We start from the raw sequence: 26,741 nt of genomic DNA, 5'->3' as shown, positions 1-26,741 counted from the left end.
GGAACCTCCAATACGGCGAGATCGCGAAAATTTTCCGCGGCGGCTGCATCATCCGCGCGCGGTTCCTGCAGAACATTACGGACGCGTACAACCGCGATCCGGAGCTGAAGAACCTGCTGCTCGACGACTACTTCAAGAATGCGGTCGAGAAGTACCAGGACGCTTGGCGGAACGTCGTCGCGACGGCCGTGCAGCGCGGCATCCCGACGCCGTCGTTCTCGTCGGCGCTGGCGTATTACGACTCGTACCGGACGGAGCGGCTGCCGGCGAACCTGCTGCAGGCGCAGCGCGACTACTTCGGCGCGCACACGTTCGAGCGCGTGGATAAGGACGGGACGTTCCACTACGAGTGGATGGCCGAATAAGGGGAGGTACGGGAGATGGCGAAGCCTTTTCTGAATGACGACTTTATGCTGCACAACCCGACGGCGAAGGCGCTGTACCGAGAATACGCGGCGTCCATGCCGATCATCGATTACCATTGCCACCTGAGCCCGCAGGAAATTTGGGAAAACAAGCAGTATAAGAACATTACCGAGCTGTGGCTGTACGGCGATCATTACAAGTGGCGCGCGATGCGGGCCAACGGCTACGACGAATCGTTCATTACGGGCGATGCGAGCGACTACGATAAATTCCTCGCGTACGCCGCGACGGTGCCGATGACGATCGGCAACCCGCTGTACCACTGGACGCACCTCGAGTTGAAGCGCTACTTCGGCGTCGACGAGCTGCTGAACGAGAAGACGGCCCCGGCGATCTGGGAGAAAGTGAACGCCCTCCTCGCCGGCGAAGGCTTTCGCGCGCGCGACTACATCGTGAAATCGGACGTGAAGGTGATCTGCACGACGGACGATCCGATCGATTCGCTCGAATACCATCGATTGATCAAGGCCGACAAGACGTTCGACGTCGCCGTATTCCCGGCGTTCCGCCCGGATAAGGCGTTCGGCATCGATAAGCCGACGTACGTCGATTACGTCGGCAAGCTGTCGGCCGCGAGCGGCGTCGACATCCGGTCGTACGACGATCTTCTGGCGGCGCTCGAGTCTCGCATCGATTTTTTCCATGCCAACGACTGCCGCGTCTCCGACCACGGGCTCGATTACTTGCCGTACGCCCCGGCGACGAAGGAGGACGCCTCGGCGATCTTCGCGAAGGCGATGGCCGGCCGGCCGATCTCGTTCCAAGAGGAACAGCAGTTCAAGACGGTTACGCTCGTCTTCCTCGGCAAGCAGTACGCGGCGCGCGGTTGGGTCATGCAATACCATATCAACGCGCTGCGCAACAACAACACGCGCATGTTCGAGGCGCTCGGACCGGACACCGGCTTCGACTCGATCAATGACGCCCGATTGGCGGAGCCGCTGTCCCGTCTGCTCGACGCGATTCACAGCGACGGGGGGCTGCCGAAGACGATCCTGTATTCGCTCAATCCGGTGCAAAACCATATCATCGGCGCGATGATCGGCAACTTCCAAGGCGGAGGCGTCCCGGGCAAAATCCAGTTCGGCTCCGGCTGGTGGTTCAACGATACGAAGGAAGGCATGATCGCCCAGATGAAGGCGCTCGCGGAGCTCGGATTGCTCAGCCGCTTCGTCGGCATGCTGACCGATTCGCGCAGCTTCCTGTCGTACACGCGGCACGAGTACTTCCGCCGCATCCTGTGCAATTTGCTCGGCGAGTGGGTCGAGGCGGGCGAGTTCCCGGACGATCGGGAGCTGCTCGGCGAGATCGTACAGAACATCTGCTACAATAACGCGAAGAACTATTTCCCGTTCCCGACGGCCTAATCGGATCTCCTATTCAAACAAAGAACGGCGCCCCCGGAGCAATCCGCGGGACGCCGTTTGTTTTTCTGAACGGGAATTTTTCCACGTAAGAAGGAGGTTTTCCCGTTCGGTAAACGGATGCCGCCTCCTCGCCCGCTTAAACGATAACGGAGGGGCGCGGCTACTTCGCTCCCTGCTTGCCCCGGAACGGATTGCGGAATCCGACCTCCATCGAGCGAGACGGGAATGCATCCTTCGCGAAGATGCCTTCCTGCCACTTCTGATACACGTAGATGATCAAGGAGATGCCCATCATCAACAAGAACACATGAACGTCGTTCAAGCGGACGAGGCGATAGACGCGGCCTTCGAACAGATTATCGAAGACGAATGCCTGCAGCGCGTCGACGGCGGCGTTCGTAGCCAGGTACATCCAGAAGTTTCGGTACGTGAAAAAGAAAATCCAGATCGTTCCGACGGCGAAGGTGCCGTAGACGAATGACACGTTCGTGATATACCCCCAAGGCACGATCCACTCGAGCATCTTCCACCACTTTAACGCGTGAGCGATTTCGAACACGACGGTTACAATCAGGACGGTGAATACGGCCACGGGCATATATCGTTTGATGACGTTTTTCTTCAGGAAAAACAAGGAAAACCAAGGGACGACGAGCGCGATCCAAAGCAGGAATTTATCGGTCATGGCGGATTACCCTTCTTGTAGCGAAATAGTTTTTGCGACATAGTTTTTCCATTGAATGTAAGACTATTCGCGAAGAGAAGGTTGCCGCGCGACGCTTCCCGCTTGCGCGCTCGGAGTTATTGCTCGGCCGAATAAACAATCCGGGCGTCTGCCCAGTAGGCCTTCCTTCCCGAACAAGCAGTCGAGATCCGCGGATCGTGCTTTCGCTTGTTCGCCGAATCGGGCGGAGTGTACAATGAAGGGAACGACAGCAGGACGAGCCGAAGCGCATCACATGATTTCCCACAAAGCTGCGATACGTTGTCCGCAATCGTCCGCTATCGTCTAGACATGGGGAACGAACGCGGTTCTCCGAAACCTAGACGATGATCGGAGTGTTGCAGAATGGAAGTACGTAAGAACCGGAATTGGAAAACGATGCTCGCCGCCGCCGCGCTGCTCGGCGTCACCGCGACGAGCGTCAACGGAGCTTCGGCCGCGGAGGATACGTCTCCCGGACGGTCGAGCTTGTCCGTGGACGCGGTCCAGGCGGTCGTTCCGGCGGATGGCGCGCCGGTCGTGCGCAGCTTCGTCGGGGCGGCGGGGAACTTGCTGGCGGAGCCGGCGCACGAGCGGCTGTATTGGAAGCTGCTGGCCGCGACGTACGCGCCGGAGCTCGCGGACGAGTGGGCGACCGCGCTGGCGGAACGCAAGGAAATCGAAGCGAAGCTGCCGAAGGGGAAGCCGTACGTCGTCATGCTGCGCGAAGGCGAAGCGAAGGCGGAGATCGCCGAGCCGTTCACTCTGGAATTCAGCGAGAACGGCCGGACGCTCCGCATGTCCGGCAAGCCCGGGGCGCTCGCGCTCCCGCCTCTGCCGGAAGGCGAAGGGGACGTCGTCTTGAACCGCGAGCCGACGGAGGAAACGCAGCGCCGCATCGAGTTGGCCGCGGCGGTGGAAGCGGAGGACGGGGCGGCGATCGCCGCGCTGCTGCCGCAGCTGCTGGAAGATTTCCGGAAGCGGACCGAGTCGCTGCGGACGATGGTCGAGACGCTGGACGAGGCGTCGCAGGCGCAGGAATAACATTACCTATATCGAGCTGGAACGTCTTAGCCGAAGCGGCGCGAACCGCTTCGGCTTCGCGCGCGTCGAGGAGGAGCTGCCGATGTACCGTATCTATTTGGTGGAAGACGAAGAACCCTTAAGCCATGTGTTGTCCGCGTATCTGGAGCAGGAAGGATGGACCGTCCGGGCGTTCGCGGACGGGGCTTCCGCGCTGGAGCGCATTTCGGATCGTCCCGACTTATGGGTGCTTGACATTATGCTGCCGGGCGGGGTGGACGGCTATCGGCTGCTGCGCGACATCAAAGCCGACCGCCCGCTGCTGCCGGTCGTCTTCATCTCCGCGCGGGATGCGGACATCGACCGGGTCCTCGGCCTCGAGCTCGGAAGCGACGATTACGTGGCGAAGCCGTTCCTGCCGAGGGAGCTCGTCGTTCGCGTGCGCAAGCTGCTGGAACGCGTGTACGGAAAGACGGACGAGCGGGACGGATCGAACGGGCGGCCGGCGAGGGCGATCTCGCTGCCCCCGTACACGATCGACGAACGGTCGCGGACGGTAAGAGACGAAGCGGGGGGGACGTACGAGTTGACGTCGAAGGAGTTCGACCTGCTGCTCTACTTCGCGTCGCACGGCGGCCAGGTGCTGAAGCGGGAGCAAGTGCTCGATGCGGTATGGGGCGGCGATTATTTCGGATCCGACCGGGTGGTGGACGACCTCGTCCGCAGGCTGCGTCGCAGGCTGCCGTCCCTTCGACTGGAGACCGTGTACGGATTCGGATACCGGGTGGTGAGAGGATGAATCGTCGTCGGTTTCCGTTGTCCTTGAAGCTGTGGGGCGTCTTCGCGGGACTGACCCTCGTCGTCTTCGCGCTGCTCGCCGTCTTTCTGCCTTGGCTGCTGAGGGGCTTCTTCACCGATCAAATCTACGATATGCTCGTCGACTCGCAATCGAATATGCAGCTTCGGGTGTCCGCGTCCGTTCCGTTAGACGTCGCCGGGGAGCTAGGCCGGTTGTCGACGAACGCCGTGCCGGCGGAGCCGGCGGACGTCGGGGAGACGTCTTCGCGGATCGAAATCAACGTCCGGCCGAGCGTCTCGATATCGTCGGGCATCGTCGTCGCCGGTACGGAGGATCGCGTCATCCGCGTCTCCCCGGACGATCGGACGATCCGGATCTCGCCGGGGGACGCGCCGACGACCTCCGCGGCGCCGGTCATTCATCACTTCGTGCTGGAGCCGTCCGCGTCGGCCGATCCGATCGTCGCCGCGATCGAGCGGAACGCCGAGGCGCAGGAGGCGCCCGTCCAGCAGTACACGCTGAACGTCGAAGACCGGCATCTGTTCTACGTCGTCCGCAAGGAGACGGTCGACGAGAAAACGAATTATATCGTGTCTTACGCCTGGGGCAATTACCGGAACGACCTGGTGAGAGGGATGTACGGCAGGCTGCTGCTGCTCATGATCGGCATCATCGTCGCGAGCTGGCTGCCTTGCCTGCTGCTCGCCCGTTATTTGACGCGCCCGCTCGTCGAGATGGAGCGTCACGTCGGCCGGCTGGCCGAGCGGGACTGGCACGAGCCGCTGCCGGCGCACGCGAGCCGAACGGACGAGATCGGACGGCTGGCGCGGGCGATCGAGACGATGCGGGAGCGGCTCGTGCGGCAGGACGAGGCGCAGCAGTTTTATCTGCACAATGTGTCCCACGAGCTGAAGACGCCCGTGATGGTCATCCGCAGCTACGCGCAGTCGATTCGCGACGGCATCTTCCCGAAGGGAGATCTCGAGGGGAGTCTGGGCGTCATCATGAAAGAGGCGGAGCGGCTGGAGCGCCGCGTCCGCGACTTGCTGCTGCTGAACAAGCTGACGTATTTCGCGTCCCGGAACGGGGCGTCCAAGCGCGAAGGGGCCCCTTCCCAAGCGAAGCCGGAGCCGTTCTCCCTCGCGCCGATCGTTCGCGAGACGATCGAACGGCTGCGGGTGCGGCGGCCCGGCGTCGTCTGGGACGTGAACGTCGATCCGCGCGCCATGCTGTCCGGCGACGTCGAGCAGTGGGGCATCGCGTTCGAAAATTTGCTCGACAACCAAATTCGCTACGCTAGGTCGAAGATTCGTCTCGACGCGGAGCCGGCGTCCGGCGGCGTCTGCCGCGTGCGCATCGCGAACGACGGGCCGCCGCTGGAGGGCGGAGCGGAGGAGCGGCTGTTCGAGCCGTTCGCCTCCGGCGCCGGCGGGCAGTTCGGCCTCGGACTCGCGATCGTGCGGCAGATCGCCGCGAATCACGGCATGTCCGTTCGCGCGGCGAACGAGGAAGAAGGAGCGGCGTTCTACTTGGAGCCGGCGGACGCCCGCCGGAAGGCCGGTTGAGCGTGGACGTCGCGCCGGCTTTTCACGAGCCTCGGTGCGCCGATGATCCGGAACTCTTCTGCGCGTACTGGAACAGATCGGCCAGCCACTTGCTTAGCAATCCGCCGACGAGGTAGAGAAGGAAGAGTTGAAAATAGTTGGATTCGACGAAACGGAACAGCTCCAGGTAGGACAGGAGAGGTTTGAACAAAAAGGTAAAGGCGGCCGCAAGCAATCCGATGTAAAGATAGTAATTTTTCCTGCGATTCAGCGTCCATTGATACACGAACATATAGGCGACGGGAATCAAGGCCGCGTCTAACCCGAAGCTGAAAGGGAACAACGGCGAGAGATTGTACGGGTATTCCCACATCCGGTGGGACGTCGCGTACATGTCGACGTAAACGGCGATCATATGCGTCGCCAAGCCGTAAAATCCGAGCCGGAACGCGCGCTTGCGATCCATGAAAAGGACCAGCGCCAGGAGCGGCAGCGCGAAAATCGCGACAATGAACCAAAATTGCCATGTGTCGTATCCGGAATAGGACTTCCAATACGCGGACCATTCATGGGTTAATGCGGAGGATCGATTCGTCAACTCTCTCAGGAGCTCCGACTGTTTATCCGGCATGTGCTTCGCCTTCCTTTTCTACTGCGTTTATGCTTTCGCCAAAGCGACCTGGTCCACCGCCTGCGGGGGCTTCTCCAACCAACCGTTCTTAATCATCAGATTGGCTCCGTCGTCCGCGTAATTGGCGATCTCCAAGGATAACCTGCTGTAGGCGGTCGCCAAATCCGCTCTAGGACTTACCGACGTGGAAGATCCGTATTGTCCCCAAGCGGATGCGATCAATACGGTAATATGATACGTCATCAGCTTGTCCGAAAACGGCGGCGTCGTCGCGTCCGTCACTTCCGTATCCCACGTCGCGGGGACCGGCAGGTGTTCTCTTTTCAAGAACGATCCGAACACTTCTACATGCTTCTGGGCCATGTCGCGCCCTCTCTCGAAATATCGGCGGACTTCCTTGTCTCTCGCCGTCTGGCTAAACCCCATAATTAACGGCTTGCCCAACAGATTGCGTTCGATGTTGTAAGTCAAGTTGCTGATTTCCTGTCCTAGGAGAGGTCTCTCCCTCCCGATGTTCAGGAAATTGCCGAGGAAGTTCTGATCATGCACGAATTCGACTTGCCGAGGCTTGGGGATTTCCGGCGATCGGAGGTGCAACCCCTTTTCCAACAACGATTCCAGAGACCTATTGAATAGCTCCGTCGCGGATGCCATGCACTCGGAATAATAGGCGCGGATATCCGCTCTGGACGAGGTGGCGAGGGCAAAACTGTAGGCGGTGAGACCGAATTTCCCCATATTTCCTATGTACAAAAGGAAGAACGTATCCGAGTACAGACGCGGCGCATTCAGGTCTACGTCTTTGTCCGTAAAGCCTTGGGGAACGGGGCATTCTTCTTCCGTAAGGAGATGCGCGACGCGCCGTACATGCTTCGCGGACAAGTCGTAGGCATATTGCAGGACGCTTCGGATTTGCGGATCTTGCGCATGGGCGAGGAAATACGAAAGCGTGCAGACCGATAGGGAGTCGTTCATGTAGGACGTCCAGAGATTCGCCATTTCGCCGGAGGTCAACCGGATGCGGCGTTCTTGTACCGCCTCGTTCATGGGAGTTCGTTCCTTTCTTGAACCGATGTCGTCTTTTGCGATTAGGATGTACAAAGTTGCGCGATATATCCAATATTTATCATCGGATTTGCGAATCGCGTTCGCGGAGAGGTAGTATATAGCTATGTAGAAGCGAACGGAGGTCCGGACCATGAGTCGACGTTATCGCATTACGAGAGAATTCCAACAAGACGTTCCGTCGCCGCGAACGATCTCCTTGGAGGAGTGCAAGGCGTACTTCTCCTCGAAGCCCGACTTTACGTATACACCGGTGTATACGGTGACGGGCACTGGCGGCGCCGCGACGATGTCGATCGAAGGAGACTTCTTCCTCTGGAGCTTCGGCGACGCGCCGATTCCGTTCCGTCATTACGACGGGGATCTCTATGTGTCGGGCGCCAACGACGCGGTCATCCCGAAGATGCTGGAGGTCGCGAGCGAGCTGAAAGCGGACGTGTCGGACGGGTAGGAAACGAGAAAGCGGCAATCCGGGACGAGAGGTCCGGGATTGCCGCTTTTTTTCGCATATGTTTACCACTCTCTCGACAACCCCGCGATCGGGGGATGCCACTTCGCGGTCGTGCCGGTCGCGAGCGCCTCCCCGATGAGCTTCCGCTCTCGCTGGCTGCGGAGCACGTCGACTTCGATCCGGTCGAAGTCGACGAGGCCGTGCAGCCGCTCGCGAAGCCGGGCCGCAGTATGCTGCAGCGCCGGGTCGTCGATCGCGTTCCGGCGCTCGTCGGGGTCGAACTCCAGATCGAAGAGCAGCGGCTCGTGCCCCTGCACGTGCACGTACTTGAATCGCCCTTGGCGCACGAACGCCATCGGCCGGAGCGCGCCCTCCCCGTAATATTCGCAGACGACCTCGTCCTTCCATTCCGCGCCTTCGCGGACGAGCACCGGAAGGAAGCTGCTGCCGTCGGTTTCCCCGATTCGCTCCGCATCCGGCACTCCCGCCAGGTCCAGGAACGTAGCCGTCAGGTCGACGAGCGAGACGGCTTCCCGCGCGACCGCGCCGGCGCGGAACCGCCCTGGGCAGGACAGCACCAGCGGCACCTTCGCGGAAGGGTCGAAGTAGGTCCGCTTGAACCACATGCCGCGCTCCCCGAGCATCTCGCCGTGATCGCTCGTCAGCGCGACGACGGTGTCGTCGAGGAGCCGCAGCCGCGCCAGCTCGTCCACGAGCTGGCCGACCTTGTCGTCGACGTACGTCACCATGCCGTAATACGCTCGGCGATTCGCGATGAGCTCCTCCTCCGTCAGCGGGAACGCGTCCGCCTCGTGATGCTTCTGGATCCATTGGTCGAACGGGTGCATCTCCTCCGGAGCCGTCGCGGGGACGCGCGGCGCGGGGACGTCCGCGTCCTTGTACATGTTCCAATACTTCTCCGTAATGACGAACGGATCGTGCGGGTGGAAGAAGGAGGCGCATAAGAAGAACGGCCTCCGTTCCTCCGCGGGCACCCCGCCGAGGTCGCGGATCTTCTCCAGTGCGCGGCTCGCGACCTTCTCGTCGTACGCGAGATGATTGTTCCACGTCTCGAGCCCCGCGCGCGCCTTCAGCCGCCGAACCCCGGTTCCCGGATTCGGGTATGCTCCCCGCGACCAGTCGGGCGTCAACTCGAAGCCGGTCGCGTGGATATCGCGCGTGAGCCGATGTTCGAAGCCGTGAAGCTGATCCGGCCCGACGAAATGCATCTTTCCGGAAAGGATCGTCTCGTAGCCGGCTCTGCGCAGCGTATGGAGGAACGTCGGCGTCGACGCCGGCAGCTCCGATCCGTTGTCGTATGCGGCGATGCGGCTCGGCAGCTTCCCGGTGACGAACGAAGCGCGGGACGGCGCGCACAGCGGCGAATTGCAATAGGCGTTCGAGAAGGCGACGCCTTCTCGAACGAGCTTATCGATGTTCGGCGTCTTCACGACCGGATGGCCGAGCGCGCCGATGCAGTCGTATGCCATCTGATCGACCATAATCATAACGATATTCGGGGAACGACGGGCCATGGGAGGACCTCCTTCAGGAAACGTTCGGATCGGTGACCCGATCATACCACAAAAAGGCGCATATTCGCGATAAGAATCCCACAACATCTCACAATCGCCCCTTCGCGGAAGCAATAGAAAACCCCCGGGCTCCATGCCCGGGGGTTCGTCATCCGTTATACCGCTGCGCCCGTCGCTTTCGGTTCGCCGGTCGGCGAGCCGGAGCCGCCTCCATGCTTGAACAGCGGAACGAGCAGCATCGTGCCGAAGGCGAACAAGATACCGCCGAATGCGTACACCGCGAACAGCGATACCGCGTCCATGATGACGCCGGCCGCCGACATGCCGACGACCATCATCCCCATGAACATCGGGTTGAGCACGCCGTTGACGCGCCCGACGAACGATTCCTCCGTGTTTTGCAAGATCATCGTGTTGATCCCGATGTGAATGCAAGGGAAGAACAGCCCGTTCAGCACCTGGAAGCCTATCGTGAGCGGAACGCTGGTGGACCAGCCGATACCGACGGTGCACGCCGCGCCGGCGATCATGCCGAGCGCGAGCAGCTTCGGAGCGGATATTTTCTTCGAGAGGGCGAAGATAAAGCCCCCGCCGACGAGCATCGCGGCGCCGTTCGCCGCCAGCAGCCATTGCAGGAATCCCTTATCCATGCCGAGATTGTCGGTCGTCACGAACAGCATCAGCGGTTGGATGAGACCGACGGCGAGGCCGGCGAGCGCGAACGTGCCGCCGAGCGTCTTTAGCGCCTTGCGCTGGAAGACGTAACCGAAACCTTCCTTGAATTCGCGTTTGAAATTTTTGTCGGCCGCCGCTTCGGCTGGAACGACGACGTCCTTCGGCAGGAACGACAATGCCAGCGCGGACAAGAGGAACATCGTGCCCATAACGCCGATCGAGACGAAGATGCCGTAGTTTTGGTATACGAACGTTCCGATCATCGGGCCGATGACCATAAATATGGCCATAAGCGTCTGGAACATCGCCATGACCGGCTGCAGCTGCGATTCCGGTACGTGGCGCTTCAGCAGCTTCATCGCGGACGGCATCGAAAACTGGGACAGGATGGCCGAGACGAGCGTGGCGAAGAAGATCGTCTGCCAAGAGCCGAACATGAGCGTCAGCAGCACGACGAAGACGGACACGGCCGACAGCAGGTCGCACCAAACCATCGTGCGCTTCGGACGCCACCGGTCGGCGAACGTGCCGCCGATGAACGAAAACAGGAAGATCGGGGCGAATTCGGCGACGGAGATGAGCGAGACGTACTTCGGGTTGTCGTGCGTGATGTCCGTGACGTAGAGCAAGATCGCGAAGTTGCGCACCCAGATGCCGAGCTGCAGCAGCAGGTTGGAGGCGATGATCGCCTGGACGTACGGGTTGCGGAACATCGAGCTCGCCGGCTTCGAAGCCGACGGCCCGCCCGAAGCTGGGAGCTCCGGTTGTTGGGGGGTATGCATGGTTTCACTCCTTGAAATATTTTGTTTCTGTGTCATGCGCGAGATGCGGTGTTCCTATTGTAATGAATGACGGTAGGGGAAGGTCAAGCAGAAAGTTTAATATAACGATTTTTTCTGCAATGAAGACGCAAGTCGTCAAAGAAAACGGCGAAGCGTAATCGCTTCGCCGCAAGCCTTCGTCAGATCACTCTCTTCGCCGAGATGAAGCGGTCCGTCCAATTTTTGTCGAGCTGCGTCACGGTGACGCCGATGCCGACGCGGAACGTGTGCAGCACCTTGCCGCCGCCGACGTAGATGGCCACATGCCCCACGCGGTCGACGCCTTCCTTGTTCGCGCGCTTCGGCGTCGTAAAGAACAGTAAATCCCCCTTGCGTAAATCCTCGAACGCGACGGTCTTTCCAAGCCCGCTCTGCTGCCGCGAATTGCGAGGCATGTCCATGCCGTGCATCTCGTACAAATAATTCACGAACGATGAGCAGTCGAACGTTGCCGTCTGCCCGAGATCGGCGTCGAACTCGTACGGCGTGCCGAGGTAGGCGAGACCTGCCTCGATGATCGAATCGGCGGTCCGCTCCCAGGCGGGACGCTCTGCGAAAGGCACGTAATCGGTGACGTTCGTTCGGGCGTACCCGATCCGCCCGTCGGCGACGACCTTCAGCCAGCCGCCGGCTTCGGACAACACGACGACCGATTGCCCGGCTTTGAGTCCGCTTGCGACGACGGCGCCCTTCTCGTCCATGTTTTGGTATAACGCCGCGTTCTTGACGAGCTTCGCCGACACCGTATAGGAAGCGTTCGGGTACTTGCCCGGCACGTCCGACACGGGGTCGTCGTCGTTCTCCGAATCGACGAGCGTCGCGGTGGACGTCTTCCCGTCCCATTGCACCGTCAAGCCGAGCGCCTCGGCGGCCATGCGGATCGGTATGTAGGTCGTTCCTTTATAATTCATGCTGCCCGGTACGCGTTCCGTGCCGTTATGGAACGTCGCGCTTGCCGAGAACGACTGCCCGTTCGCCGACCAACGGAACGGCGCGAGCACCGCTTCGACCGCTGCCGGGGCCGCCGATGCGACGAAGCTCGTTCCGCCGACCGCGACGACCAGTACCGCCGCGGCGCCTGTCATCCATTTCCTCATGCTGCATCATCTCCCACACTCCTAGACTTACATCGATAGGGAAAAGTTTCGCGAAATAGGGTGGGAATTGTTTCCAAAACGGGCGATGTCGGCTCGATTCGTGCTATGATGAAGGAGCGAAACCTCGAAATCATGGAGCGTAAAGATGAAAGTATTCCTTCGCCACAGCGCGAGAGATTTGCAGCGCGTCTGGAAGCAGATCCTCGTGTTCGAGTCGATCTATATGGCGGCGACCAGCTTGTTGTTCGTGCCGGCGCTCGCCTTCCTCTTCAATCGAATCCTGCTCGCGTCCGGCGGCAACCTGCTGCTGAACGGCGACGTGTACCGATTGGCGCTCAGCCTGAAGGGAGGGGCCGTGCTCGCCGTCGTCGGCTTCGCGGCCGGGCTGATCGCGTTTCTCGAATTCGGCACGGTCATCGTCGTCGCGCAGCAACGCTTATTCGGCCGCGACACGTACCTCTCCGACGCCTTCGCCACGGCGGCTCGCGCCTTGCCCCGACTGCTCGGACTCGGCTTCATTCAGTGGGTGCTGCTGCTGTTCACCTTCTCGCCTTGGGTCGATACGCCGCTCGCCGGACTGTTGCTCGGCAGCGTGAACGTGCCGATCGTGCTCGTGAATCATCTATACGAATCTAAGTTTCTCTTATTCTTGTATTCCCTCGCGCTGGCCGCCGCGGCATATTTATTCCTGCGGTGCATCTTCGCGATGCATTACATTTTGATCGAAGGCCGGACGACGGCGCACGCGATCCGGAACAGCTTCGCGTTGACTCGCAGGAACATGGGCACCTTGATCGTTCATATCGCGCTATTGAACGCGATCCTGTACGCGGCCGCGGCGATGGCCGTGTACGGGGCTACGTTCGCGATCGAGCGATGGGAATCGCCGCTCCGTTTCGTCGTCGCCGACTGGTACGTTCCCGTCGCGAGCTTGCTGGCGCTCTTGTTCGCCATGCTGACCGTACCGGTCAATCTCGTCGTGCTGACGAGGTTGTTCTACGTCATGCGCCGAGCGGCGGGGGTTCCGTTCGAGAACCGCCTCCGGCTCGTCCGCAGCCGCTTGCTGCGGCATCTCGAGTTCGCGCTCAAGCGGTACTTCCGCACGCGGACCGTGCGATACGGGATCGCGCTCTTCGCGCTCGTCTACGCCGCGGGCGTGCTCGCGCTGCATCAATCGTACGCCGACCGCCTCATCTATTTGGATTGGCACGTGAAGGTGATCGCGCATCGCGGAGACCTCCACGCCGCGCCGGAAAATACGATCGCGAGCATACGCGCCGCCATCGATAGCGGCGTCGACGCGGTGGAGATCGACGTACAGCTGTCGAAGGACGGCGTCGTCGTGTTGAACCACGACTATACGCTCGAACGGATGGCGGGCGTACCGCTCGGCGTCCACGAGCTGACGTATCCGGAGCTGGTCGCGCTGGAAGTGAAGGGCGCATGGACGGGCATGCCGACGGAGCGCATCGCGACGCTGGAGGAGGCGCTGCAGGAAGCGAAGGGACGTACGAAGCTCGTCATCGAGCTTAAGCCCTACGGCGACGCGGACGCCTTGGCGCGAACGACGGCGGAGCTCGTCGCGGCGGCGGAGATGGTTGCCGAGGTGTATCTTCAATCGTTCGAATACGAGGTGCTGCAGACCGCCAAGCGCGTCGTTCCGGAGCTGAAGACGGGACAAATTTTGTTCGCGGCCGCGGGAGACGTCTCGTCCCTTGATGTAGATTTCTATACGATCAGCCAGACGATGCTCTCCGAACGATTCATCGAACGGGCGCACCGGCTCGACCGGGAGGTATGGGTGTGGACGGTGAACATCGAGCGCAACATGCGCGAAGTGCTGAAATACGACGTAGACGGCGTCATTACGGATTTTCCGGATAAGCTGCAGCAAATCGTCGGCGTCGAATAAGCCCGAATCGGCGAGGGGGGTTGCATTCTTGCCCGATGATCGTATAGAATAAGTCAAAGCAAAATCGTTCATCGCTATGATCGGAAACAGTAGCGTGCAAGCAGTCGGAGCAGAGAGTCGGCGGGTGGTGCGAGCCGAACCGAGGTTTACGCGCGAATTACGTCCGGGAGCATCTCGCCGCGAAACCGCCGAAGGCGGAAGTGCGAGACGGGGGTCGCCGTTATCCGACATGAGAGTGGAAGACGAAGGCGGCTTCATGCGGCGCGTCGTTTTCAAGCAGGGTGGTAACGCGATGACTCGTCCCTTGATAGGGGGCGGGTCTTTTTTGCGTATCAACATAACATCTGACGATAAGGGAGTGAGTGTCATGGCGAACGACATCGCGAACAGACAGACGACGGATTTATTGGTGGACTTGGAGTACCGCGGACTGATTCAGCAATCGACGAATCGCGAAGCGCTGGACGAGAAGCTGAAGAAGGAGCGGGTCGCCTTGTACAGCGGCTTCGATCCGACGGCGGACAGTCTCCATATCGGACACTTGCTTCCGGTCCTGACGTTGGTTCGCTTTCAGAAAGCCGGGCATCTGCCGATCGCGTTGGTCGGCGGCGGCACGGGCCTGATCGGCGACCCGAGCGGCAGATCGACGGAACGGTCGCTGAATACCGACGACATCGTCGCGCAATGGACGGACCGTTTGAAGGGACAGCTGTCGCGGTTTCTCGATTTCGAATCGAAGGACAATCCGGCGAAGCTGGTAAGCAATTACGAATGGCTGAAGCCGCTTGACGCGATCTCGTTCCTGCGGGACGTCGGCAAGTACTTCACCGTGAACTACATGCTGGCGAAGGATTCGGTCCAATCGCGCCTCGCGAACGGCATCTCCTTCACGGAGTTCAGCTACATGATTTTGCAGGCGTACGATTTCTACAAGCTGCAGCAGGACCACGGCTGCTCGCTCCAAATCGGCGGCAGCGACCAGTGGGGCAACATTACGGCGGGCCTCGATCTCATCGGCAAGCTCGGCGGGGGCGACGCGTTCGGCCTCACGCTGCCGCTCGTCACGAAGAGCGACGGCAAGAAGTTCGGCAAGTCCGAGTCGGGCGCGATCTGGCTCGATCGGACGAAGACGCCGGTGTACCAGTTCTACCAGTTCTGGATCAATACGGACGATGCGGACGTGGTGAAGTTCCTGAAGTACTTCACGTTCTTGTCTCCGGAAGAGATCGCGGCGCTCGAGGAAGACGTGAAGACGCGTCCGGAGCAGCGGAACGCCCAGCGCACGTTGGCGCAAGAGGTGACGCGCCTCGTGCACGGGCAGGAAGCGCTCGACAGCGCGGAGAACATTACGCGGGCGCTGTTCTCGGGCGACTTCGCGTCGCTTAGCGAAGCGGACCTCGTCGAGGCGCTCGCCGAGATGCCGACGACGACGTTCGAAGGCCAGGCGGAGACGAGTCTGATCGATCTGGTCGTCGCGGTCGGCGCGGCGCCGTCCCGCCGTCAGGCGAAGCAGGACATCGAGAGCGGCGCGGTGCACGTCAACGGGCAGAAGCAGACGGCGATCGACTTCGTCGTCGGTCCGGAGCAGCGGTTGTACGGCACGTACGTCGTGCTGCGGCGCGGGAAGAAAAACTACTACCTGGCGAAGTTTCATTGACGAAGAAGGAGCTGGCCCCAAGTCTTTAAAGACGGGGACAGCTCCTTTTTTTGTTGACCGCCGGGGCGCTAAAGCAGCAATTTATCGACTTTACATACATAGATTTGCGATGCGTATGAATACGAGGTACAATAGTTGCAAATGGATCTGGCGAGGGTGTGACGAATGCGCATAAACAAAGAGCTTCTGAAGGGAAGCACGGGCACGCTGCTATTGAAGTTGCTGGATAAGGAAGATCAGTACGGCTATCAGTTGGTCAAGGAGCTGGAGCGACAGTCGGACGGTACGTTTGCACTGAAGGAAGGGACGTTATACCCGCTGCTGCACGGCATGGAGGCCGAACGGTGGGTGGAGTCGTACTGGGAGGAAGCCGAGGGGCGTAAGCGCAAGTATTATCGAATTACGGAGAGCGGCCGACGGCAACTGGAGGAGAAGCAGCGCGAATGGCGGCTGTTTCGCGGCGCGGTCGATCGGGTGCTGGGGGAGGGATCGGTTTGAACGGTATCCATCCCGACCTTCGGCGTTATGTCGAGGAGATCGCGCGCCAGCTCCAAGCGAAGGAATGTCGGGACGAAATTATGGAGGAGCTGTCCGGCCATCTCGAAGAGCTTATGGAGTCCCGGAAGGCGGAGGGGGCGAACGACGAAGAAGCGGCGCGGTGGGCCGTCGCGCAGATGGGCGAGACGCGGGAAGTCGCGCACGGTCTGAATCGAGTGCATCGTCCACGGGTGCCATGGTCGATGCTGGGCGCATTGGCGGCGGTGCTCGCGATCGCGATCGTCAGCTTGTTTTCGGTGCAGACCAGCTTCCAGGGAAGAGGCGGCATGGAAGGAGTCGACTTCGTCGGACGCCATGCTTTGTTTATCGGGATCGGTTCAGTGCTCCTCTTCGCGTTCAGTCTCATCCGGTACCGACGGTTGCTGTGCGCTCCATTGGCGCTGTACGGCGCGACGGTCGCTCTCATGGCAGCTGCCTTCGTTTGGGGACCGCAAATCAACGGCGCCTCCAAGTATCTACAAGTAGGCCCGATTCTCCTGAACGTCATGCAGGCTAGTCCGTATTTGCTGATCGTTTCGGCGGCGGGGGCGCTGGTTCGGAGCCAGGACCGTTGGCGGGACGTCATCCGGCATACCGTCTGCTTTACGGCGGTTCCGATTGCCTTGCTCGTGAAGGCTCCGTCCTTCTCGGATCTGTTCCTGTATTCGTCGGCGTACGCCTTCCTGCTGCTCGTTTCCGGCAAAAGCCGGCGGTGGGCCGCAGCGCATATCCTCCTGTCGGCGGGAGCTTTCGCCGCTTATCTCGCAGCTTCCTGGCACGGTCGGCTCCGGCTGGAAGCGTACTTGGACCGTTACGACGCCTCCTCGGATGCGGCTTATATGTACATTAAGATCGATGAAGCGCTTCGTTCCGCCGGATGGCTTGGACACGGATTCGGCGCGGCGGCGCGTCAACTCCCGTATATTTATTCGGAAACGATTCTAACCTACCTGATTTACAGCCTCGGCTGGGCATTCGGCCTTCTCTCGCTGCTGGTTATCGCGTGGTTCGTCGCGCTATTGATTCGTGCGGCGTCGTCGGTGAAGGATCCATTCGGCAGGCTGCTTGCCGTCGGTCTCGGAGCCGTGTTGACGATCCAATTCGTCTGGAGCATCGGGATGTCGCTCGGTTTGCTGCCGATCATCGGGGTTACGTTGCCGCTGATCAGTTACGGCGGAAGCGCGCTGTTGGCGCAATTCGCGGCGATCGGCATCATTTGCGGCGTATACGTAAGGAAAGATATGGTGCCGTTCGCCGCCTCGCATTGAGCGTGTGGAAGAGCGCACGAAAGAAGGCCGCCGAAGGACTTCCCGAATACGGGAAATTCCTCGGAGGCCTTTGACGTTACAACGCCTTGTCGTCGATGCCGCGCAGCCAGCCGTCGATGTCGCCGATGATCGACGAGACGCAGCCGTCTTCGAACGGCGAACGCAGGCCCGCGAGCCGCACGAGCGAAGTGAACGATTCGCTGCCGCCGGCGCGGCACAGGGTGACGTAGCTCGCCCACGCCTCGCCGCGATCGTCGTTCGCGCGCTTCCAATATTGCAGCGCGCAAATTTGCGCCAGCGTGTAATCGATATAATAGAACGGGCTCTTGAAAATGTGCTGCTGCTGATGCCAAAACCCGCCGCGCGCGAGGAACGGCATATCGTCGTAGTCGCGATTCGGCAAGTATTTCCGCTCGATGTCCCGCCAAGCCGCCTTCCGCTCCGCCGGCGTCATCTCCGGATTCGCGTACACGACATGCTGGAATTCGTCGACCGCGACGCCGTACGGGATGAACGTGATCGCTCCGGCCAGATGCGAGAACTTGTATTTCGCCGTATCCTCGAGGAAGAACGACTCCATCCACGGCCACGCGAAAAATTCCATGCTCATGGAATGGATTTCGCAGGCGTCGAGCGTCGGGTGAATGTATTCCGGCACGGCGAAGTCCCGGCTTAAGTATGCCTGGAAGGCGTGCCCCGCCTCGTGCGTGAGCACGTCGACGTCGTGCGCGGTGCCGTTGAAGTTCGAGAAGATGAACGGCGCCTTATGCGTTCCGATGAACGAGCAGTAGCCTCCGACGCGCTTCCCCTTCTTGCTTTCCAAATCCATCAAGCCGCCTTCGAGCATAAATCCGAAAAATTCGTCCGTCTCCGGGGACATGTCGGCGTACATCGCCTTGGCTCGCTCCACGATCCATGCCGGGTCGCCCTTCGGCTTCGGATCGCCGCTGAGGAACGAGATGCCGTCGTAATACCTCAGCTTGTCGAGGCCGAGCCGTTCCCGGCGGCGTTCGTGCAGCGCGGAAGCGACCGGCACGATATGCTCCAGCACCTGCTTGCGGAAGGCCGCGACCTGCTCGGGACCGTAATCGGTGCGGTCCATGCGCGCGTACGCGAGCGCCGTGAAGTCGCGGAAGCCGAGCTTCCGCGCGATGTTCGTGCGCAGCTTCACGAGGTCGTCGTAGATCGCATCGACCGTCTCCTCGTTCGACTCGAAGAAGGCGTACCGGGCGTCGGCGGCGCGCCTCCGCGTATCGCGGTCCGTCGATTGAAGGTACGGCGCGAGCTGCGAGAGCGTCCGCTCCTCGCCGTCGAATTCGATGCGGGCCGAGGCGACGAGCTTGATGTATTCGCTGACCTTCTTATTTTCTTCTTTCAGCTCTTCGACGATCGACGGATCGAACGTCTTCAGCGCCAGCTCGGCGGCGTCGAACAGCTGACGTCCCCACTGCGCCTCCAGCTGCGGCCGATAGGTCGACGCGATCAGCGACTTATAGAAGTCAGTAATGAGTCCTTGGTAGACGGGGGACTGTTCGTCGATGAACTCCTGTTCCCCCTTATAATACGGGTCCGTCGTGTCGATCGTATGCCGGATGCGCGCGATCGCGAGCATCGAGGACACCTCCACCCGTGCGGCGTTGATCGCCTCGAAGGCGGCGGCCGCCGACTCGAGCGTCTCGGCGCGCTCGAACGCGTCGAGCAGCGTACGGAATCGGTTCTCTAATGCGGCGAGATCGGGGCGGACGTACGGATACTCTTGAAATTTCATGAACGTTCCTCGCTTCCCTGGGAAAGAGTGTAAGGCGAATCGCGAATCTGCGTATAAGTATACCGATTTCTCCGCCGCTAGACCAACCCTTGCCAAGATTCCTTGCGGACTTGCGACGGCGATTTCCCCATTCGCTGCTTGAACATTCTGGCGAAATGGTACGACGTCTTGAACCCGCACCGCGACGCGATCTCGCCGACGGACAGCCCCGTGTGAACGAGCATGTCGTTCGCGGCGAGCACGCGGTACTGCCACACGTACCGCATCGGCGTCGTGTTTTCGTGCCGCTTGAACAACCGGACGAGATGCTCGGGCGAGACGCCGGCCGCCTTCGCCAGCTCGTCGAGCGTCAGCTCTTCGCCGTAGCGCCGATGCGCGGCCGCCTTCGCCGCCGTCACCGATTCGTGCACGGCGGCCGCTCTCGGCGAGCGCGACGCCATCTCGGCGAACATCCGTACGGCGGCGAGCCCGAGCGCCTTCGCGACGTCGTCGGTCAGCCGCTGCTTGTCCCGAAGCGACAGCAGCAGGTCCGCGAGCCGATTGAACTCTTCCGTCAGCGGTTGGACGCGGGGGAGCGGCTCGAGCAGGCGCGCGGCTGCCGCGGCGTCCGCCACCTCGACGGCGATCCAGCGATGCCACGTCGGCTTCGTTCGGTGGAACGCGAACGTCTCCGTCCGGCCGGGCAACAGCATCGCGACGTGGCCCGGCGGGCAGTCGAGCGAAGCGCCGTCGATCTCGACCCGCATCGTCCCGGTATGGAGCAGGACGAACTGCACGTCGAGCTGGAGGCGCGGGCCGAACGTGCCTCCGGGATTGTAGATGACGGTGCCGGGGGAGGCGCCGCGGACATGTTCCATAGGGAACGGCTCCATTCGCATCCTCCTCGTCGCCGATGATCAATTCTAGACACAATCATATCAGATGCAGCCATTGTTCGTCTGCGAGTTCTTCCTTATGATGAATGCAAACGAATCCGGGAGAGGGGTATCGGTCATGCAGAAAGAAGCGGTATTTCCGGCTAGAATGGAGCCGTTGTCAGAGGAACAGGTGGAGTTCTTCCACGAGCATGGCTATGTCTTAGTGAAAAGAGGCTGCAGCGCGGATTTGATCGATGCCTTCAACGGACACATCCGGGACATTCGCTCCGGGGACGACATCCCCGAGTGGGCGCTGCCGCGGAAGGGAGGCGGACCGGTGCAGGAGAAGGATCGGTTCTCGGTCCGTCTCTTTAACCCGCATATCCACGACGGCTTCTCCCGTCAGGTCATGAAGCTTCCGATCGTCCGCGGCGCGCTGGCGCAGGTGATGGGGGATGAGGCGGTTTGCGTCCAGAGCATGTACTTCTATAAGGAGCCGGGCTCCCCGGGGCAGGCGGCGCATCAGGATTACTATTATATTAAGGACGACCCGAAGTCGATGGTGGCGGCTTGGATCGCGATGGAGGAGCTGGTGGACGAGGAGAACGGCTGCCTCTGGGTCATCCCCGGGACGCATCGTCTCGGACTGCTGCCCCACGGGAGCGTGACGAATCTGGAGGAGCACGAAGCGTGGACGCACCAAACCGAAGGGGTCGACTTGCGCAACCAGATTCCGGTCGTGATGGAAAAGGGGGACATTCTCTTTTTCCACGAGCTTCTTATTCATTCTTCCAACAAAAACCGCAGCAAGGACCGCTGGCGCCGCTCGTACGTGTGCCATTACATCCGGCACGATTCCACCGTGCTGCACCGGGAGGATCTGCGGGTGAAGTATCCGTTGTATTGACCGGCCGCAAGAAAGAAGCCCGCTCGGAGCGATTCGCTCCGAGCGGGCTTTGTTTACGCTTCGGGTCGCATAACCTGCGGCGACCGGGTACCGTCTTGCAAAGACGGCAAAGACGTTTCTCCTTGAATATGGTATTCTTTTTCCAAGGAGGTTGGGTCATGACATTGCATTCGTTGCTCGTGAAGGACGCCATTCAGATCGTGTACGACGACGCGAAGCGTCACGTCCTGCTGGAGCTGTCGTCGGGCGGCTACCGGGAACGGTACGTGGCGACGCATATCGACGATCCGGGCGAGATCGACGACATCGTGGCCGCGCTGCTCGAAGCGAAGCGGCGGCTCGCGGGGAACGCGTAGCCGGAATTATTTTCGGGTATGGATGACCTCCGACACGACGAACGCCAGGTCGTCGTTGCCGAAGACGGACAGCATATTCAGCACCGTCTCGTCCGCGATATCGCCGGCTTCCTCCTTGGGGACGGTCAACTCGAGCGCCGCGAGCAGCTCGGGATTGTTTTTCTGTCCGGGGTACGCCCGCTCGTACAACGCCTGAGGGTCGAGACCGCGGTTTATGCTCCATTGCGCGAACGCCAAAATCATCATTCGCTCGTCCTTGCGGTAATTTTCTATGATTTGATCTTCCAGTTCTTTGCGGTTCATTGATACGGGCTCCTTCGTCGCGGTAATATAGGTTCATATATTATAGACACGCGATTGGAGTTAACACAATGATCAAGAATGAAAAAATCAAGGCGTCGGAAGTGGCGCTGACCGGCGTCGACGGGGAAGACCTCGGCGTCATGAAGACGACGGAGGCGCTCGCGCTGGCGAAGCGGCTGAAAGTCGATCTCGTTTGCGAATCGCTGTTCAGCAGCCCGCCGCCGTGCCGGTTGATCGGCGCGGGCGCGGCTCGGGACGCGAAGCAGCGGGAGAAGCGGAAGGAGCGCGCGTCGAAGGTGAAGGAGATTCGCCTCACTCCTACAATCGAAGCGCATGACTTCGATACGAAGAAGACGCAGGCCGAACGCATCTTGAAGAGCGGGGACGCCGCGCTGTTCGTCGTGAAGCTGTCGGGCGCGAAGGAGGGCGAGGCGGCGAAGCGGCTGCTGGAGGATTTGATCAAGGCGCTCGCGCCGTTCGGCGCGAAGAAGACGGGCATCCAGCTTAGCGGCAAGCAGGCTGCGGTGCAGCTGGACCCGAAGACGGATTGAGTAATTTCTATATAAGGAAGCGAGGCGTCCGTAGCGCATGTCGAATAGAATCGTAAATACGTTCGTGAAGGTGTCGGCCGACTGTCCGGCGGAGCGCGGGATCGTGCCCGTGTCCAAGAAGGAAACGAAAACCGCGCATGAGGTGCAATACGAAATTCTGTCGGAGCATCCGTATACGTACGACCTCGACGGGCTGATCGTCGAGACGTACATCCGACATAAGCTTGCCGGGGAACCCGTCGACGAGGCGAGGCGAGCCCAGGTGCGGGACGAGCTCCTGTCGAAGGGCCAGCCGTGCATGCGGGCGTCGATGCTGCCGAAGAAATTCGGATGGGGCGTCCATTACGACGAAGCCGGCCGCATCGCGATCGTTCCGATGGAGTCGGAGGAATACCAAAAGTTCTTGGAACGCGCGGATTTGAAGCAAGAGTTCGCGATGCGAAACAAGAAGGCGGGGAGCGCGAAATGATGAACGCAGAAAGATTAGGCCGCACGATCGAAGCGATTCGCCGGAACGTCGGGGCCGTCGTCGTCGGGAAGGCGGAGACGGTCGATTTATTGCTTGCGGCGCTGCTCGCGAACGGGCATGCGCTCTTGGAAGACGTGCCGGGCACGGGGAAGACGCTGCTCGCGAAGACGCTCTCCCGCTCGCTCGGCTGCGACTTCAAGCGAATCCAGTTTACGCCCGACTTGCTGCCGTCCGATGTAAGCGGAATCAATTTTTATAACCAAAAGAGCGGGGAATTCGAGTTTCGTCCCGGACCGTTGTTTACGAACATCCTGCTTGCGGACGAGATTAACCGCGCGACGCCGCGGACGCAGTCGAGTCTCTTGGAATGTATGGAGGAGCGGCAAATTACGATCGACGGCGTGACGCATCGGCTTACGGCGCCGTTCCTCGTCATCGCGACGCAAAACCCCGTCGACAACCAAGGGACGTTCCCGCTGCCGGAAGCGCAGCTCGACCGGTTTCTAATGCGCATTCCCGTCGGGTATCCGTCGCATGCGGAGTCGCTGTCGATGCTGCACCGGTTCCGCGAGGACAACCCGCTCGAGACGCTCGAGCCGGTCGCTACCGCCGCCGACGTCGTCGAAGCGCAGCGGTTCTCGCGTTCCGTCGCCATCCGGGAGGAGCTGCTCGATTACATCGTGCGCCTCGCCGAGGCGACGCGCGCCGACGCGGACGTCCTGCTCGGCGTCAGCCCTCGCGGCTGCCAAGCGTTGATGCGGGCGTCGCAGGCGCACGCGGCCGTCAAGGGACGGGACTACGTCTCGCCGGACGACGTCAAGGCGGTCGCGGTGCCGGTGCTTGCGCACCGCATCTTGACCCGCGGCGCGGCGCGCTCGCGCGATTCGGGCGGCGCCGACGTCGTACGGAAGTTGTTGAACGGCCTGGAAGTGCCGTCCGAGCCGGCGCCGTCGGCCCGAGGGTAGCGAGCGATGCTCGCCTGGATGTTGGTCAACGCGGTCGTCCTGCTCGGACTGATCGCATGGGTGTACGGTAAGTTCTCTTTAAATCATGTCGGATACGCGCGGTTTTTCTCGAAGCACGCGGTGTTCGCGGGAGAAGAAATCGAGATGGTCGAACGGATCGTCAACCGCAAGCTGCTGCCGCTGCCTTGGGTGCGGCTCGAGTCGATGATGGCGCAAGGGCTCGTCTTCGGCGAACAGCAAAATCTCGACATTCGCGGCGGGGAGAAGTTCCAAAACCATATCAGCCTCTTCAGCCTGCGTTCGTATCGCCAGATCGTCAGGCGCCACCGCGTCGTCGCCGCGAGGCGCGGATATTACGTGCTCGATTCCGCGACGATGACGGCGGGCGACCCGGTCGGCTTGACGCGGCCGTCGCGCCGGTTCCCGCTGGCGCTTACGCTGACCGTCTATCCGGAGGTCGTTCCGATGCGCGAGGTGCCGCTGCCCGCCCATAGCTGGCTCGGCGACGTGACGGTGCGGCGCTGGATCGTCGAAGACCCGTTCCTGACCGCCGGCACGCGCGAATACCGTTCGGGCGACGCGCTTCGGTCCGTGAACTGGAAGGCGACGGCGCGGACGGGGCGGATGCAGGTGCATCGGAACGATTACACGGCGGACCATCGGCTCATGATCTGCATCAACCTGGAGACGCACGACCGCATGTGGAGCGCCGTGCTCGAGCCGGAGCGCATCGAACGGGCGATCAGCTACGCGGCGTCCGTCGCCGTCTACGCGATGCGGCAGGGCGTCGAGACGGGGCTGCTCTCGAACGGTTGGACGTTCGGCGGACCGAAGCTCCCGGTGCGTCACGATCCGGGCGGCGGCGAAGCGCAGCTGACCGCGCTGCTCGAGACGATGGCGAAGCTGCAGCTCGAGACGGCGGTGACGATGCATGCGCTGTTCGACGACGAATTGTCGGGAGACCCGTCGGACACGGACTACTTGATCATTTCTTGCCATCGCGGAGCCGAGCTCGAGGAGCGCGTCGACGCGCTGCGCCGCCGAGGCAACGGCGTAGAATGGCTCTACGTCGAGGGAGAGGGGGACCGTCGTCGATGAACGCGATCTTGCGTCTGCGAACGTTGTGGATCTCCTCTTCTATCGAGCTGCTGCTGCTGCTTCCCGTATGGCTTGCGTTGTACGCTTGGCTTCGTCCGCCCGGGGTCGCGTGGGCCGCGGTCGGGATCGCGGCTGCGTCCTTCGCGGGCGCGGCGGCGAGCTTGCGCTGGAATCGCCGGTGGCAGCAGCTTGGGCTCGGGCTGTTGATCGGAGCGGCTTTCTTCGGATCGCTCCTGCTCGCGGGCGCCGACGAACGGCTCGCCGCCGTCGGGGCGGGCGTAGGCTTCATCGCGGCGCTGCAGGGGTTGACCGTTCGGGAACGGAACGAAGCCCCGCAATGGCTGTGGTACGGCTTGGCGCTTTATTTCGTCGCCGCGATCGTTTACCCGCGCGTCGACGCGCTGCGGGATACGGTGACGGCGCTCACGATCGGCGGCGCCGTCAGCCTCGCGGTCGCGTTGTTCGCATCGAACGGCACGTTCCTGCGCGGCGCGTCGCTCGCTTCGAGCCGTACGCGAAGCGTGCCGGCGACGCTGCGGCGGCATAACCGCGCCATGATGGCCGCGGTGCTGCTCGTCGTCATCGCGCTGACCGCCGCTTTCGGGAACGCGTTCGGCAAGCTGTTATTCGCGTTCTTCCGATGGCTGTTCGGCCTGTTGCCGAACGAAGCGCCGGCGGAAGAGGCGCCCGCGCCCGAGCCGCCGCCGCAGACGATGCCGGAAGGACTGCCGGCGGCCGAGGGGGAGCCCGGGTTATGGGCGCAAATCCTCGACATCATCGGGTATGCGATCGGCATCGCGGCGGCGCTTGCGCTGCTGTTCTGGCTCGGGAGATGGCTGTACCGCAACGCCGGCGAGCTTCTTCGCGAATGGCTGCGCAGACTGGCGGCGTTCCTGACCCGGTCGGGCCGCGCGCCGGAAGACGCGGCTTACGTGGACGAAGAGACGACCGTCTTCTCCTGGGAGTCAGCATTCAAGCGCGTCCGCGAATCTTGGCTCGGCCGCCTCGTCGCGCGCAGCCGCGCCGAGCGGTGGGAGGATCAGCGCACGAACGCGGAGCGGGTGCGGTACTTGTACCGCCGTTGGCTGCGGACGGCGGTCGACGCCGGATACGAGTCGCGCCGCCATCTAACGCCCCGCGAAACGGAGGCGGACGTGATCGCCTGGGCGGCTTCTCGGCCTACCGGTCGAAGCGGGATGCCGGCGAGCGACGGGGACAAGGCATCGGCGCTCGTCGAGCTGTACGACCGCGTGCGGTACGGCGACGCCGTTCCGAGCGACGGGGACGTCGAACGTACGCGCCGCTCGCTCGAGTCCAAAAAGTAGAGTTCTAAGTCTTCGCGCACCGCTTATCGACCTTATGCTTGACGGCGGTTCGTATTTCCGCGCAGGCAGGACGTTCGGTATCCGAGGTTTAAGTATTCCTTGGAAGGAATATTCCCGTTAATGTATATTATGAACATCAGGTCTGCAAGTATCATCTATTACTCTTGAGAGGCGGCTTACTCCTATGGAAACAGAAAAGAAAGTAACGATCACCGTAGAAACCACAGTACATACCCCGGTCGAAGAAGCGTGGAAGCACTGGACGGAGCCGCAGCATATCGTGAAGTGGTCTTTCGCCTCGGAGGAATGGCACGCGCCTAGAGCCGAGAACGATGTAAGAGTCGGAGGAAGCTTCGTTACGAGAATGGAAGCGAAGGACGGCAGCTTCGGATTCGATTTCGGCGGCGTATATGACGACGTAAGAGTCAACGAGCATCTCGCTTACACGCTCGGAGACGGACGAAAGGTCACGATCGATTTCATTCGCCAAGGAAACGACACGAAGATCGTGGAAACATTCGAAGCGGAAGGCACCAATCCCGTCGAAATGCAACAAGCAGGCTGGCAGGCGTTCATGGACAACTTTAAAAAATATAGCGAATCCTCCAAGTAAGGATATAAATAGGGACCG

The 26,741-nt window shown here is 61.2% G+C and carries 26 protein-coding genes, 1 pseudogene and 1 other annotated feature; of the genes and pseudogenes, 18 read left to right on the top strand and 9 right to left on the bottom strand.

Annotated elements, in window-relative coordinates; translation table 11 throughout:
* A pseudogene (locus tag RIN49_RS04210) lies at window positions 1-365 on the top strand (NADP-dependent phosphogluconate dehydrogenase); the annotation flags it as partial.
* A gap of 15 nt (window positions 366-380) precedes the next feature.
* Complete coding sequence (gene uxaC, locus RIN49_RS04205) at window positions 381-1,793, top strand: glucuronate isomerase (protein ID WP_309118900.1); 1,413 nt, start codon at window positions 381-383, stop codon at window positions 1,791-1,793.
* A 160-nt stretch (window positions 1,794-1,953) separates the two neighbouring features.
* Here the strand turns inward: uxaC and RIN49_RS04200 are convergent, their stop codons facing one another.
* A complete protein-coding gene (locus tag RIN49_RS04200; RefSeq protein WP_309118899.1) occupies window positions 1,954-2,478 on the bottom strand; it encodes a hypothetical protein in 525 nt (174 codons plus the stop codon).
* 384 nt (window positions 2,479-2,862) lie between these two features.
* Between RIN49_RS04200 and RIN49_RS04195 the strand changes: the two genes are divergently transcribed.
* The 3 genes from RIN49_RS04195 (at window position 2,863) to RIN49_RS04185 (ending at window position 5,883) form a co-directional block, all read left to right on the top strand.
* Window positions 2,863-3,540, top strand: coding sequence for a hypothetical protein (locus RIN49_RS04195; protein ID WP_309118898.1), 678 nt, complete (start codon window positions 2,863-2,865; stop codon window positions 3,538-3,540).
* 82 nt (window positions 3,541-3,622) lie between these two features.
* Window positions 3,623-4,318 carry a response regulator transcription factor gene (locus RIN49_RS04190; protein ID WP_309118897.1) on the top strand — a complete coding sequence of 232 codons (696 nt, stop codon included), beginning with the start codon at window positions 3,623-3,625 and terminating at the stop codon, window positions 4,316-4,318.
* Complete coding sequence (locus tag RIN49_RS04185; protein WP_309118896.1) at window positions 4,315-5,883, top strand: sensor histidine kinase; 1,569 nt, start codon at window positions 4,315-4,317, stop codon at window positions 5,881-5,883. Before RIN49_RS04190 ends, RIN49_RS04185 begins: the two co-directional genes overlap by 4 nt.
* Before the next feature lie 22 nt (window positions 5,884-5,905).
* Here RIN49_RS04185 and RIN49_RS04180 read toward each other — a convergent pair whose 3' ends face one another.
* Both RIN49_RS04180 and RIN49_RS04175 read right to left on the bottom strand, forming a co-directional pair.
* Complete coding sequence (locus RIN49_RS04180) at window positions 5,906-6,493, bottom strand: CBO0543 family protein (RefSeq protein ID WP_309118895.1); 588 nt, start codon at window positions 6,491-6,493, stop codon at window positions 5,906-5,908.
* A 27-nt stretch (window positions 6,494-6,520) separates the two neighbouring features.
* Window positions 6,521-7,540 (bottom strand): DUF3231 family protein, encoded by a 1,020-nt coding sequence (locus RIN49_RS04175; protein WP_309118894.1) that lies wholly within the window; start codon window positions 7,538-7,540, stop codon window positions 6,521-6,523.
* A gap of 151 nt (window positions 7,541-7,691) precedes the next feature.
* Here RIN49_RS04175 and RIN49_RS04170 point away from each other — a divergent pair, with 151 nt between their 5' ends.
* Window positions 7,692-8,009 carry a hypothetical protein gene (locus RIN49_RS04170; protein WP_309118893.1) on the top strand — a complete coding sequence of 106 codons (318 nt, stop codon included), beginning with the start codon at window positions 7,692-7,694 and terminating at the stop codon, window positions 8,007-8,009.
* A gap of 62 nt (window positions 8,010-8,071) precedes the next feature.
* Here the strand turns inward: RIN49_RS04170 and betC are convergent, their stop codons facing one another.
* The 3 genes from betC to RIN49_RS04155 form a co-directional block, all read right to left on the bottom strand.
* Window positions 8,072-9,544, bottom strand: coding sequence for a choline-sulfatase (betC, locus tag RIN49_RS04165; protein WP_309118892.1), 1,473 nt, complete (start codon window positions 9,542-9,544; stop codon window positions 8,072-8,074).
* Between the two features lie 155 nt (window positions 9,545-9,699).
* Entirely contained in the window at window positions 9,700-10,932 is a 1,233-nt protein-coding gene (locus RIN49_RS04160) for an MFS transporter (RefSeq protein ID WP_309118917.1), read from the bottom strand.
* A 248-nt stretch (window positions 10,933-11,180) separates the two neighbouring features.
* Entirely contained in the window at window positions 11,181-12,137 is a 957-nt protein-coding gene (locus tag RIN49_RS04155) for a C40 family peptidase (RefSeq protein WP_309118891.1), read from the bottom strand.
* Between the two features lie 145 nt (window positions 12,138-12,282).
* Here RIN49_RS04155 and RIN49_RS04150 point away from each other — a divergent pair, with 145 nt between their 5' ends.
* The 4 genes from RIN49_RS04150 to RIN49_RS04135 all read left to right on the top strand — a co-directional run bounded on the left by RIN49_RS04150 (window position 12,283) and on the right by RIN49_RS04135 (window position 17,511).
* Window positions 12,283-14,049 carry a glycerophosphodiester phosphodiesterase family protein gene (locus RIN49_RS04150; RefSeq protein ID WP_309118890.1) on the top strand — a complete coding sequence of 589 codons (1,767 nt, stop codon included), beginning with the start codon at window positions 12,283-12,285 and terminating at the stop codon, window positions 14,047-14,049.
* Between the two features lie 67 nt (window positions 14,050-14,116).
* Window positions 14,117-14,357 (top strand) — a binding site (T-box leader).
* Between the two features lie 59 nt (window positions 14,358-14,416).
* Entirely contained in the window at window positions 14,417-15,706 is a 1,290-nt protein-coding gene (tyrS, locus tag RIN49_RS04145) for a tyrosine--tRNA ligase (protein WP_309118889.1), read from the top strand.
* A gap of 165 nt (window positions 15,707-15,871) precedes the next feature.
* Window positions 15,872-16,204 carry a PadR family transcriptional regulator gene (locus RIN49_RS04140; RefSeq protein WP_309118888.1) on the top strand — a complete coding sequence of 111 codons (333 nt, stop codon included), beginning with the start codon at window positions 15,872-15,874 and terminating at the stop codon, window positions 16,202-16,204.
* Window positions 16,201-17,511 carry an FtsW/RodA/SpoVE family cell cycle protein gene (locus RIN49_RS04135; RefSeq protein ID WP_309118887.1) on the top strand — a complete coding sequence of 437 codons (1,311 nt, stop codon included), beginning with the start codon at window positions 16,201-16,203 and terminating at the stop codon, window positions 17,509-17,511. Before RIN49_RS04140 ends, RIN49_RS04135 begins: the two co-directional genes overlap by 4 nt.
* A gap of 76 nt (window positions 17,512-17,587) precedes the next feature.
* Here the strand turns inward: RIN49_RS04135 and RIN49_RS04130 are convergent, their stop codons facing one another.
* Window positions 17,588-19,279, bottom strand: a complete 1,692-nt coding sequence (locus RIN49_RS04130) for a M3 family oligoendopeptidase (protein ID WP_309118886.1) — start codon at window positions 19,277-19,279, stop codon at window positions 17,588-17,590.
* A 77-nt stretch (window positions 19,280-19,356) separates the two neighbouring features.
* Entirely contained in the window at window positions 19,357-20,151 is a 795-nt protein-coding gene (locus RIN49_RS04125; protein WP_309118885.1) for a helix-turn-helix transcriptional regulator, read from the bottom strand.
* A gap of 121 nt (window positions 20,152-20,272) precedes the next feature.
* Between RIN49_RS04125 and RIN49_RS04120 the strand changes: the two genes are divergently transcribed.
* Window positions 20,273-21,043, top strand: coding sequence for a phytanoyl-CoA dioxygenase family protein (locus RIN49_RS04120; RefSeq protein WP_309118884.1), 771 nt, complete (start codon window positions 20,273-20,275; stop codon window positions 21,041-21,043).
* A 158-nt stretch (window positions 21,044-21,201) separates the two neighbouring features.
* Window positions 21,202-21,399 (top strand): hypothetical protein, encoded by a 198-nt coding sequence (locus tag RIN49_RS04115; protein WP_309118883.1) that lies wholly within the window; start codon window positions 21,202-21,204, stop codon window positions 21,397-21,399.
* A 6-nt stretch (window positions 21,400-21,405) separates the two neighbouring features.
* Here the strand turns inward: RIN49_RS04115 and RIN49_RS04110 are convergent, their stop codons facing one another.
* Complete coding sequence (locus RIN49_RS04110; protein ID WP_309118882.1) at window positions 21,406-21,702, bottom strand: hypothetical protein; 297 nt, start codon at window positions 21,700-21,702, stop codon at window positions 21,406-21,408.
* A 68-nt stretch (window positions 21,703-21,770) separates the two neighbouring features.
* On the opposite strand from RIN49_RS04110, the gene infC reads away from it, so the two are divergent.
* The 6 genes from infC to RIN49_RS04080 all read left to right on the top strand — a co-directional run bounded on the left by infC (window position 21,771) and on the right by RIN49_RS04080 (window position 26,723).
* Window positions 21,771-22,253 (top strand): translation initiation factor IF-3, encoded by a 483-nt coding sequence (gene infC / locus RIN49_RS04105; RefSeq protein ID WP_309118881.1) that lies wholly within the window; start codon window positions 21,771-21,773, stop codon window positions 22,251-22,253.
* Window positions 22,254-22,290: 37 nt separating this feature from the next.
* Entirely contained in the window at window positions 22,291-22,722 is a 432-nt protein-coding gene (locus RIN49_RS04100) for a DUF6157 family protein (RefSeq protein ID WP_309118880.1), read from the top strand.
* Window positions 22,722-23,687: an AAA family ATPase gene (locus RIN49_RS04095; protein WP_375295205.1), complete on the top strand. Its 966-nt coding sequence runs from the start codon at window positions 22,722-22,724 to the stop codon at window positions 23,685-23,687. The genes RIN49_RS04100 and RIN49_RS04095 overlap by 1 nt, the downstream gene beginning before the upstream one ends.
* Before the next feature lie 6 nt (window positions 23,688-23,693).
* Window positions 23,694-24,785, top strand: coding sequence for a DUF58 domain-containing protein (locus tag RIN49_RS04090; RefSeq protein ID WP_309118878.1), 1,092 nt, complete (start codon window positions 23,694-23,696; stop codon window positions 24,783-24,785).
* Window positions 24,782-26,110 carry a DUF4129 domain-containing protein gene (locus RIN49_RS04085; protein WP_309118877.1) on the top strand — a complete coding sequence of 443 codons (1,329 nt, stop codon included), beginning with the start codon at window positions 24,782-24,784 and terminating at the stop codon, window positions 26,108-26,110. The genes RIN49_RS04090 and RIN49_RS04085 overlap by 4 nt, the downstream gene beginning before the upstream one ends.
* 184 nt (window positions 26,111-26,294) lie before the next feature.
* Entirely contained in the window at window positions 26,295-26,723 is a 429-nt protein-coding gene (locus tag RIN49_RS04080; RefSeq protein WP_309118876.1) for an SRPBCC family protein, read from the top strand.
* Window positions 26,724-26,741: the final 18 nt, after the last annotated feature.

This window comes from Paenibacillus sp., from assembly GCF_031177825.1.
In the GTDB taxonomy this organism is placed as follows: domain Bacteria; phylum Bacillota; class Bacilli; order Paenibacillales; family YIM-B00363; genus Paenibacillus_AE.
Note: the sequence above shows the minus strand (reverse complement) of the source record. Positions and strands in the feature narration are given on the sequence as shown.

Excerpts from the sequence above, each read along its gene's own strand:
- uxaC (WP_309118900.1), top strand. The coding sequence starts at position 381 with ATGGCGAAGCCTTTTCTGAATGACGACTTTATGCTGCACAACCCGACG.
- RIN49_RS04200 (WP_309118899.1), bottom strand. The coding sequence starts at position 2,478 with ATGACCGATAAATTCCTGCTTTGGATCGCGCTCGTCGTCCCTTGGTTT.
- RIN49_RS04195 (WP_309118898.1), top strand. The coding sequence starts at position 2,863 with ATGGAAGTACGTAAGAACCGGAATTGGAAAACGATGCTCGCCGCCGCC.
- RIN49_RS04190 (WP_309118897.1), top strand. The coding sequence starts at position 3,623 with ATGTACCGTATCTATTTGGTGGAAGACGAAGAACCCTTAAGCCATGTG.
- RIN49_RS04185 (WP_309118896.1), top strand. The coding sequence starts at position 4,315 with ATGAATCGTCGTCGGTTTCCGTTGTCCTTGAAGCTGTGGGGCGTCTTC.
- RIN49_RS04180 (WP_309118895.1), bottom strand. The coding sequence starts at position 6,493 with ATGCCGGATAAACAGTCGGAGCTCCTGAGAGAGTTGACGAATCGATCC.
- RIN49_RS04175 (WP_309118894.1), bottom strand. The coding sequence starts at position 7,540 with ATGAACGAGGCGGTACAAGAACGCCGCATCCGGTTGACCTCCGGCGAA.
- RIN49_RS04170 (WP_309118893.1), top strand. The coding sequence starts at position 7,692 with ATGAGTCGACGTTATCGCATTACGAGAGAATTCCAACAAGACGTTCCG.
- betC (WP_309118892.1), bottom strand. The coding sequence starts at position 9,544 with ATGGCCCGTCGTTCCCCGAATATCGTTATGATTATGGTCGATCAGATG.
- RIN49_RS04160 (WP_309118917.1), bottom strand. The coding sequence starts at position 10,932 with ATGTTCCGCAACCCGTACGTCCAGGCGATCATCGCCTCCAACCTGCTG.
- RIN49_RS04155 (WP_309118891.1), bottom strand. The coding sequence starts at position 12,137 with ATGAGGAAATGGATGACAGGCGCCGCGGCGGTACTGGTCGTCGCGGTC.
- RIN49_RS04150 (WP_309118890.1), top strand. The coding sequence starts at position 12,283 with ATGAAAGTATTCCTTCGCCACAGCGCGAGAGATTTGCAGCGCGTCTGG.
- tyrS (WP_309118889.1), top strand. The coding sequence starts at position 14,417 with ATGGCGAACGACATCGCGAACAGACAGACGACGGATTTATTGGTGGAC.
- RIN49_RS04140 (WP_309118888.1), top strand. The coding sequence starts at position 15,872 with ATGCGCATAAACAAAGAGCTTCTGAAGGGAAGCACGGGCACGCTGCTA.
- RIN49_RS04130 (WP_309118886.1), bottom strand. The coding sequence starts at position 19,279 with ATGAAATTTCAAGAGTATCCGTACGTCCGCCCCGATCTCGCCGCATTA.
- RIN49_RS04125 (WP_309118885.1), bottom strand. The coding sequence starts at position 20,151 with ATGGAGCCGTTCCCTATGGAACATGTCCGCGGCGCCTCCCCCGGCACC.
- RIN49_RS04120 (WP_309118884.1), top strand. The coding sequence starts at position 20,273 with ATGCAGAAAGAAGCGGTATTTCCGGCTAGAATGGAGCCGTTGTCAGAG.
- RIN49_RS04115 (WP_309118883.1), top strand. The coding sequence starts at position 21,202 with ATGACATTGCATTCGTTGCTCGTGAAGGACGCCATTCAGATCGTGTAC.
- RIN49_RS04110 (WP_309118882.1), bottom strand. The coding sequence starts at position 21,702 with ATGAACCGCAAAGAACTGGAAGATCAAATCATAGAAAATTACCGCAAG.
- infC (WP_309118881.1), top strand. The coding sequence starts at position 21,771 with ATGATCAAGAATGAAAAAATCAAGGCGTCGGAAGTGGCGCTGACCGGC.
- RIN49_RS04100 (WP_309118880.1), top strand. The coding sequence starts at position 22,291 with ATGTCGAATAGAATCGTAAATACGTTCGTGAAGGTGTCGGCCGACTGT.
- RIN49_RS04095 (WP_375295205.1), top strand. The coding sequence starts at position 22,722 with ATGAACGCAGAAAGATTAGGCCGCACGATCGAAGCGATTCGCCGGAAC.
- RIN49_RS04090 (WP_309118878.1), top strand. The coding sequence starts at position 23,694 with ATGCTCGCCTGGATGTTGGTCAACGCGGTCGTCCTGCTCGGACTGATC.
- RIN49_RS04085 (WP_309118877.1), top strand. The coding sequence starts at position 24,782 with ATGAACGCGATCTTGCGTCTGCGAACGTTGTGGATCTCCTCTTCTATC.
- RIN49_RS04080 (WP_309118876.1), top strand. The coding sequence starts at position 26,295 with ATGGAAACAGAAAAGAAAGTAACGATCACCGTAGAAACCACAGTACAT.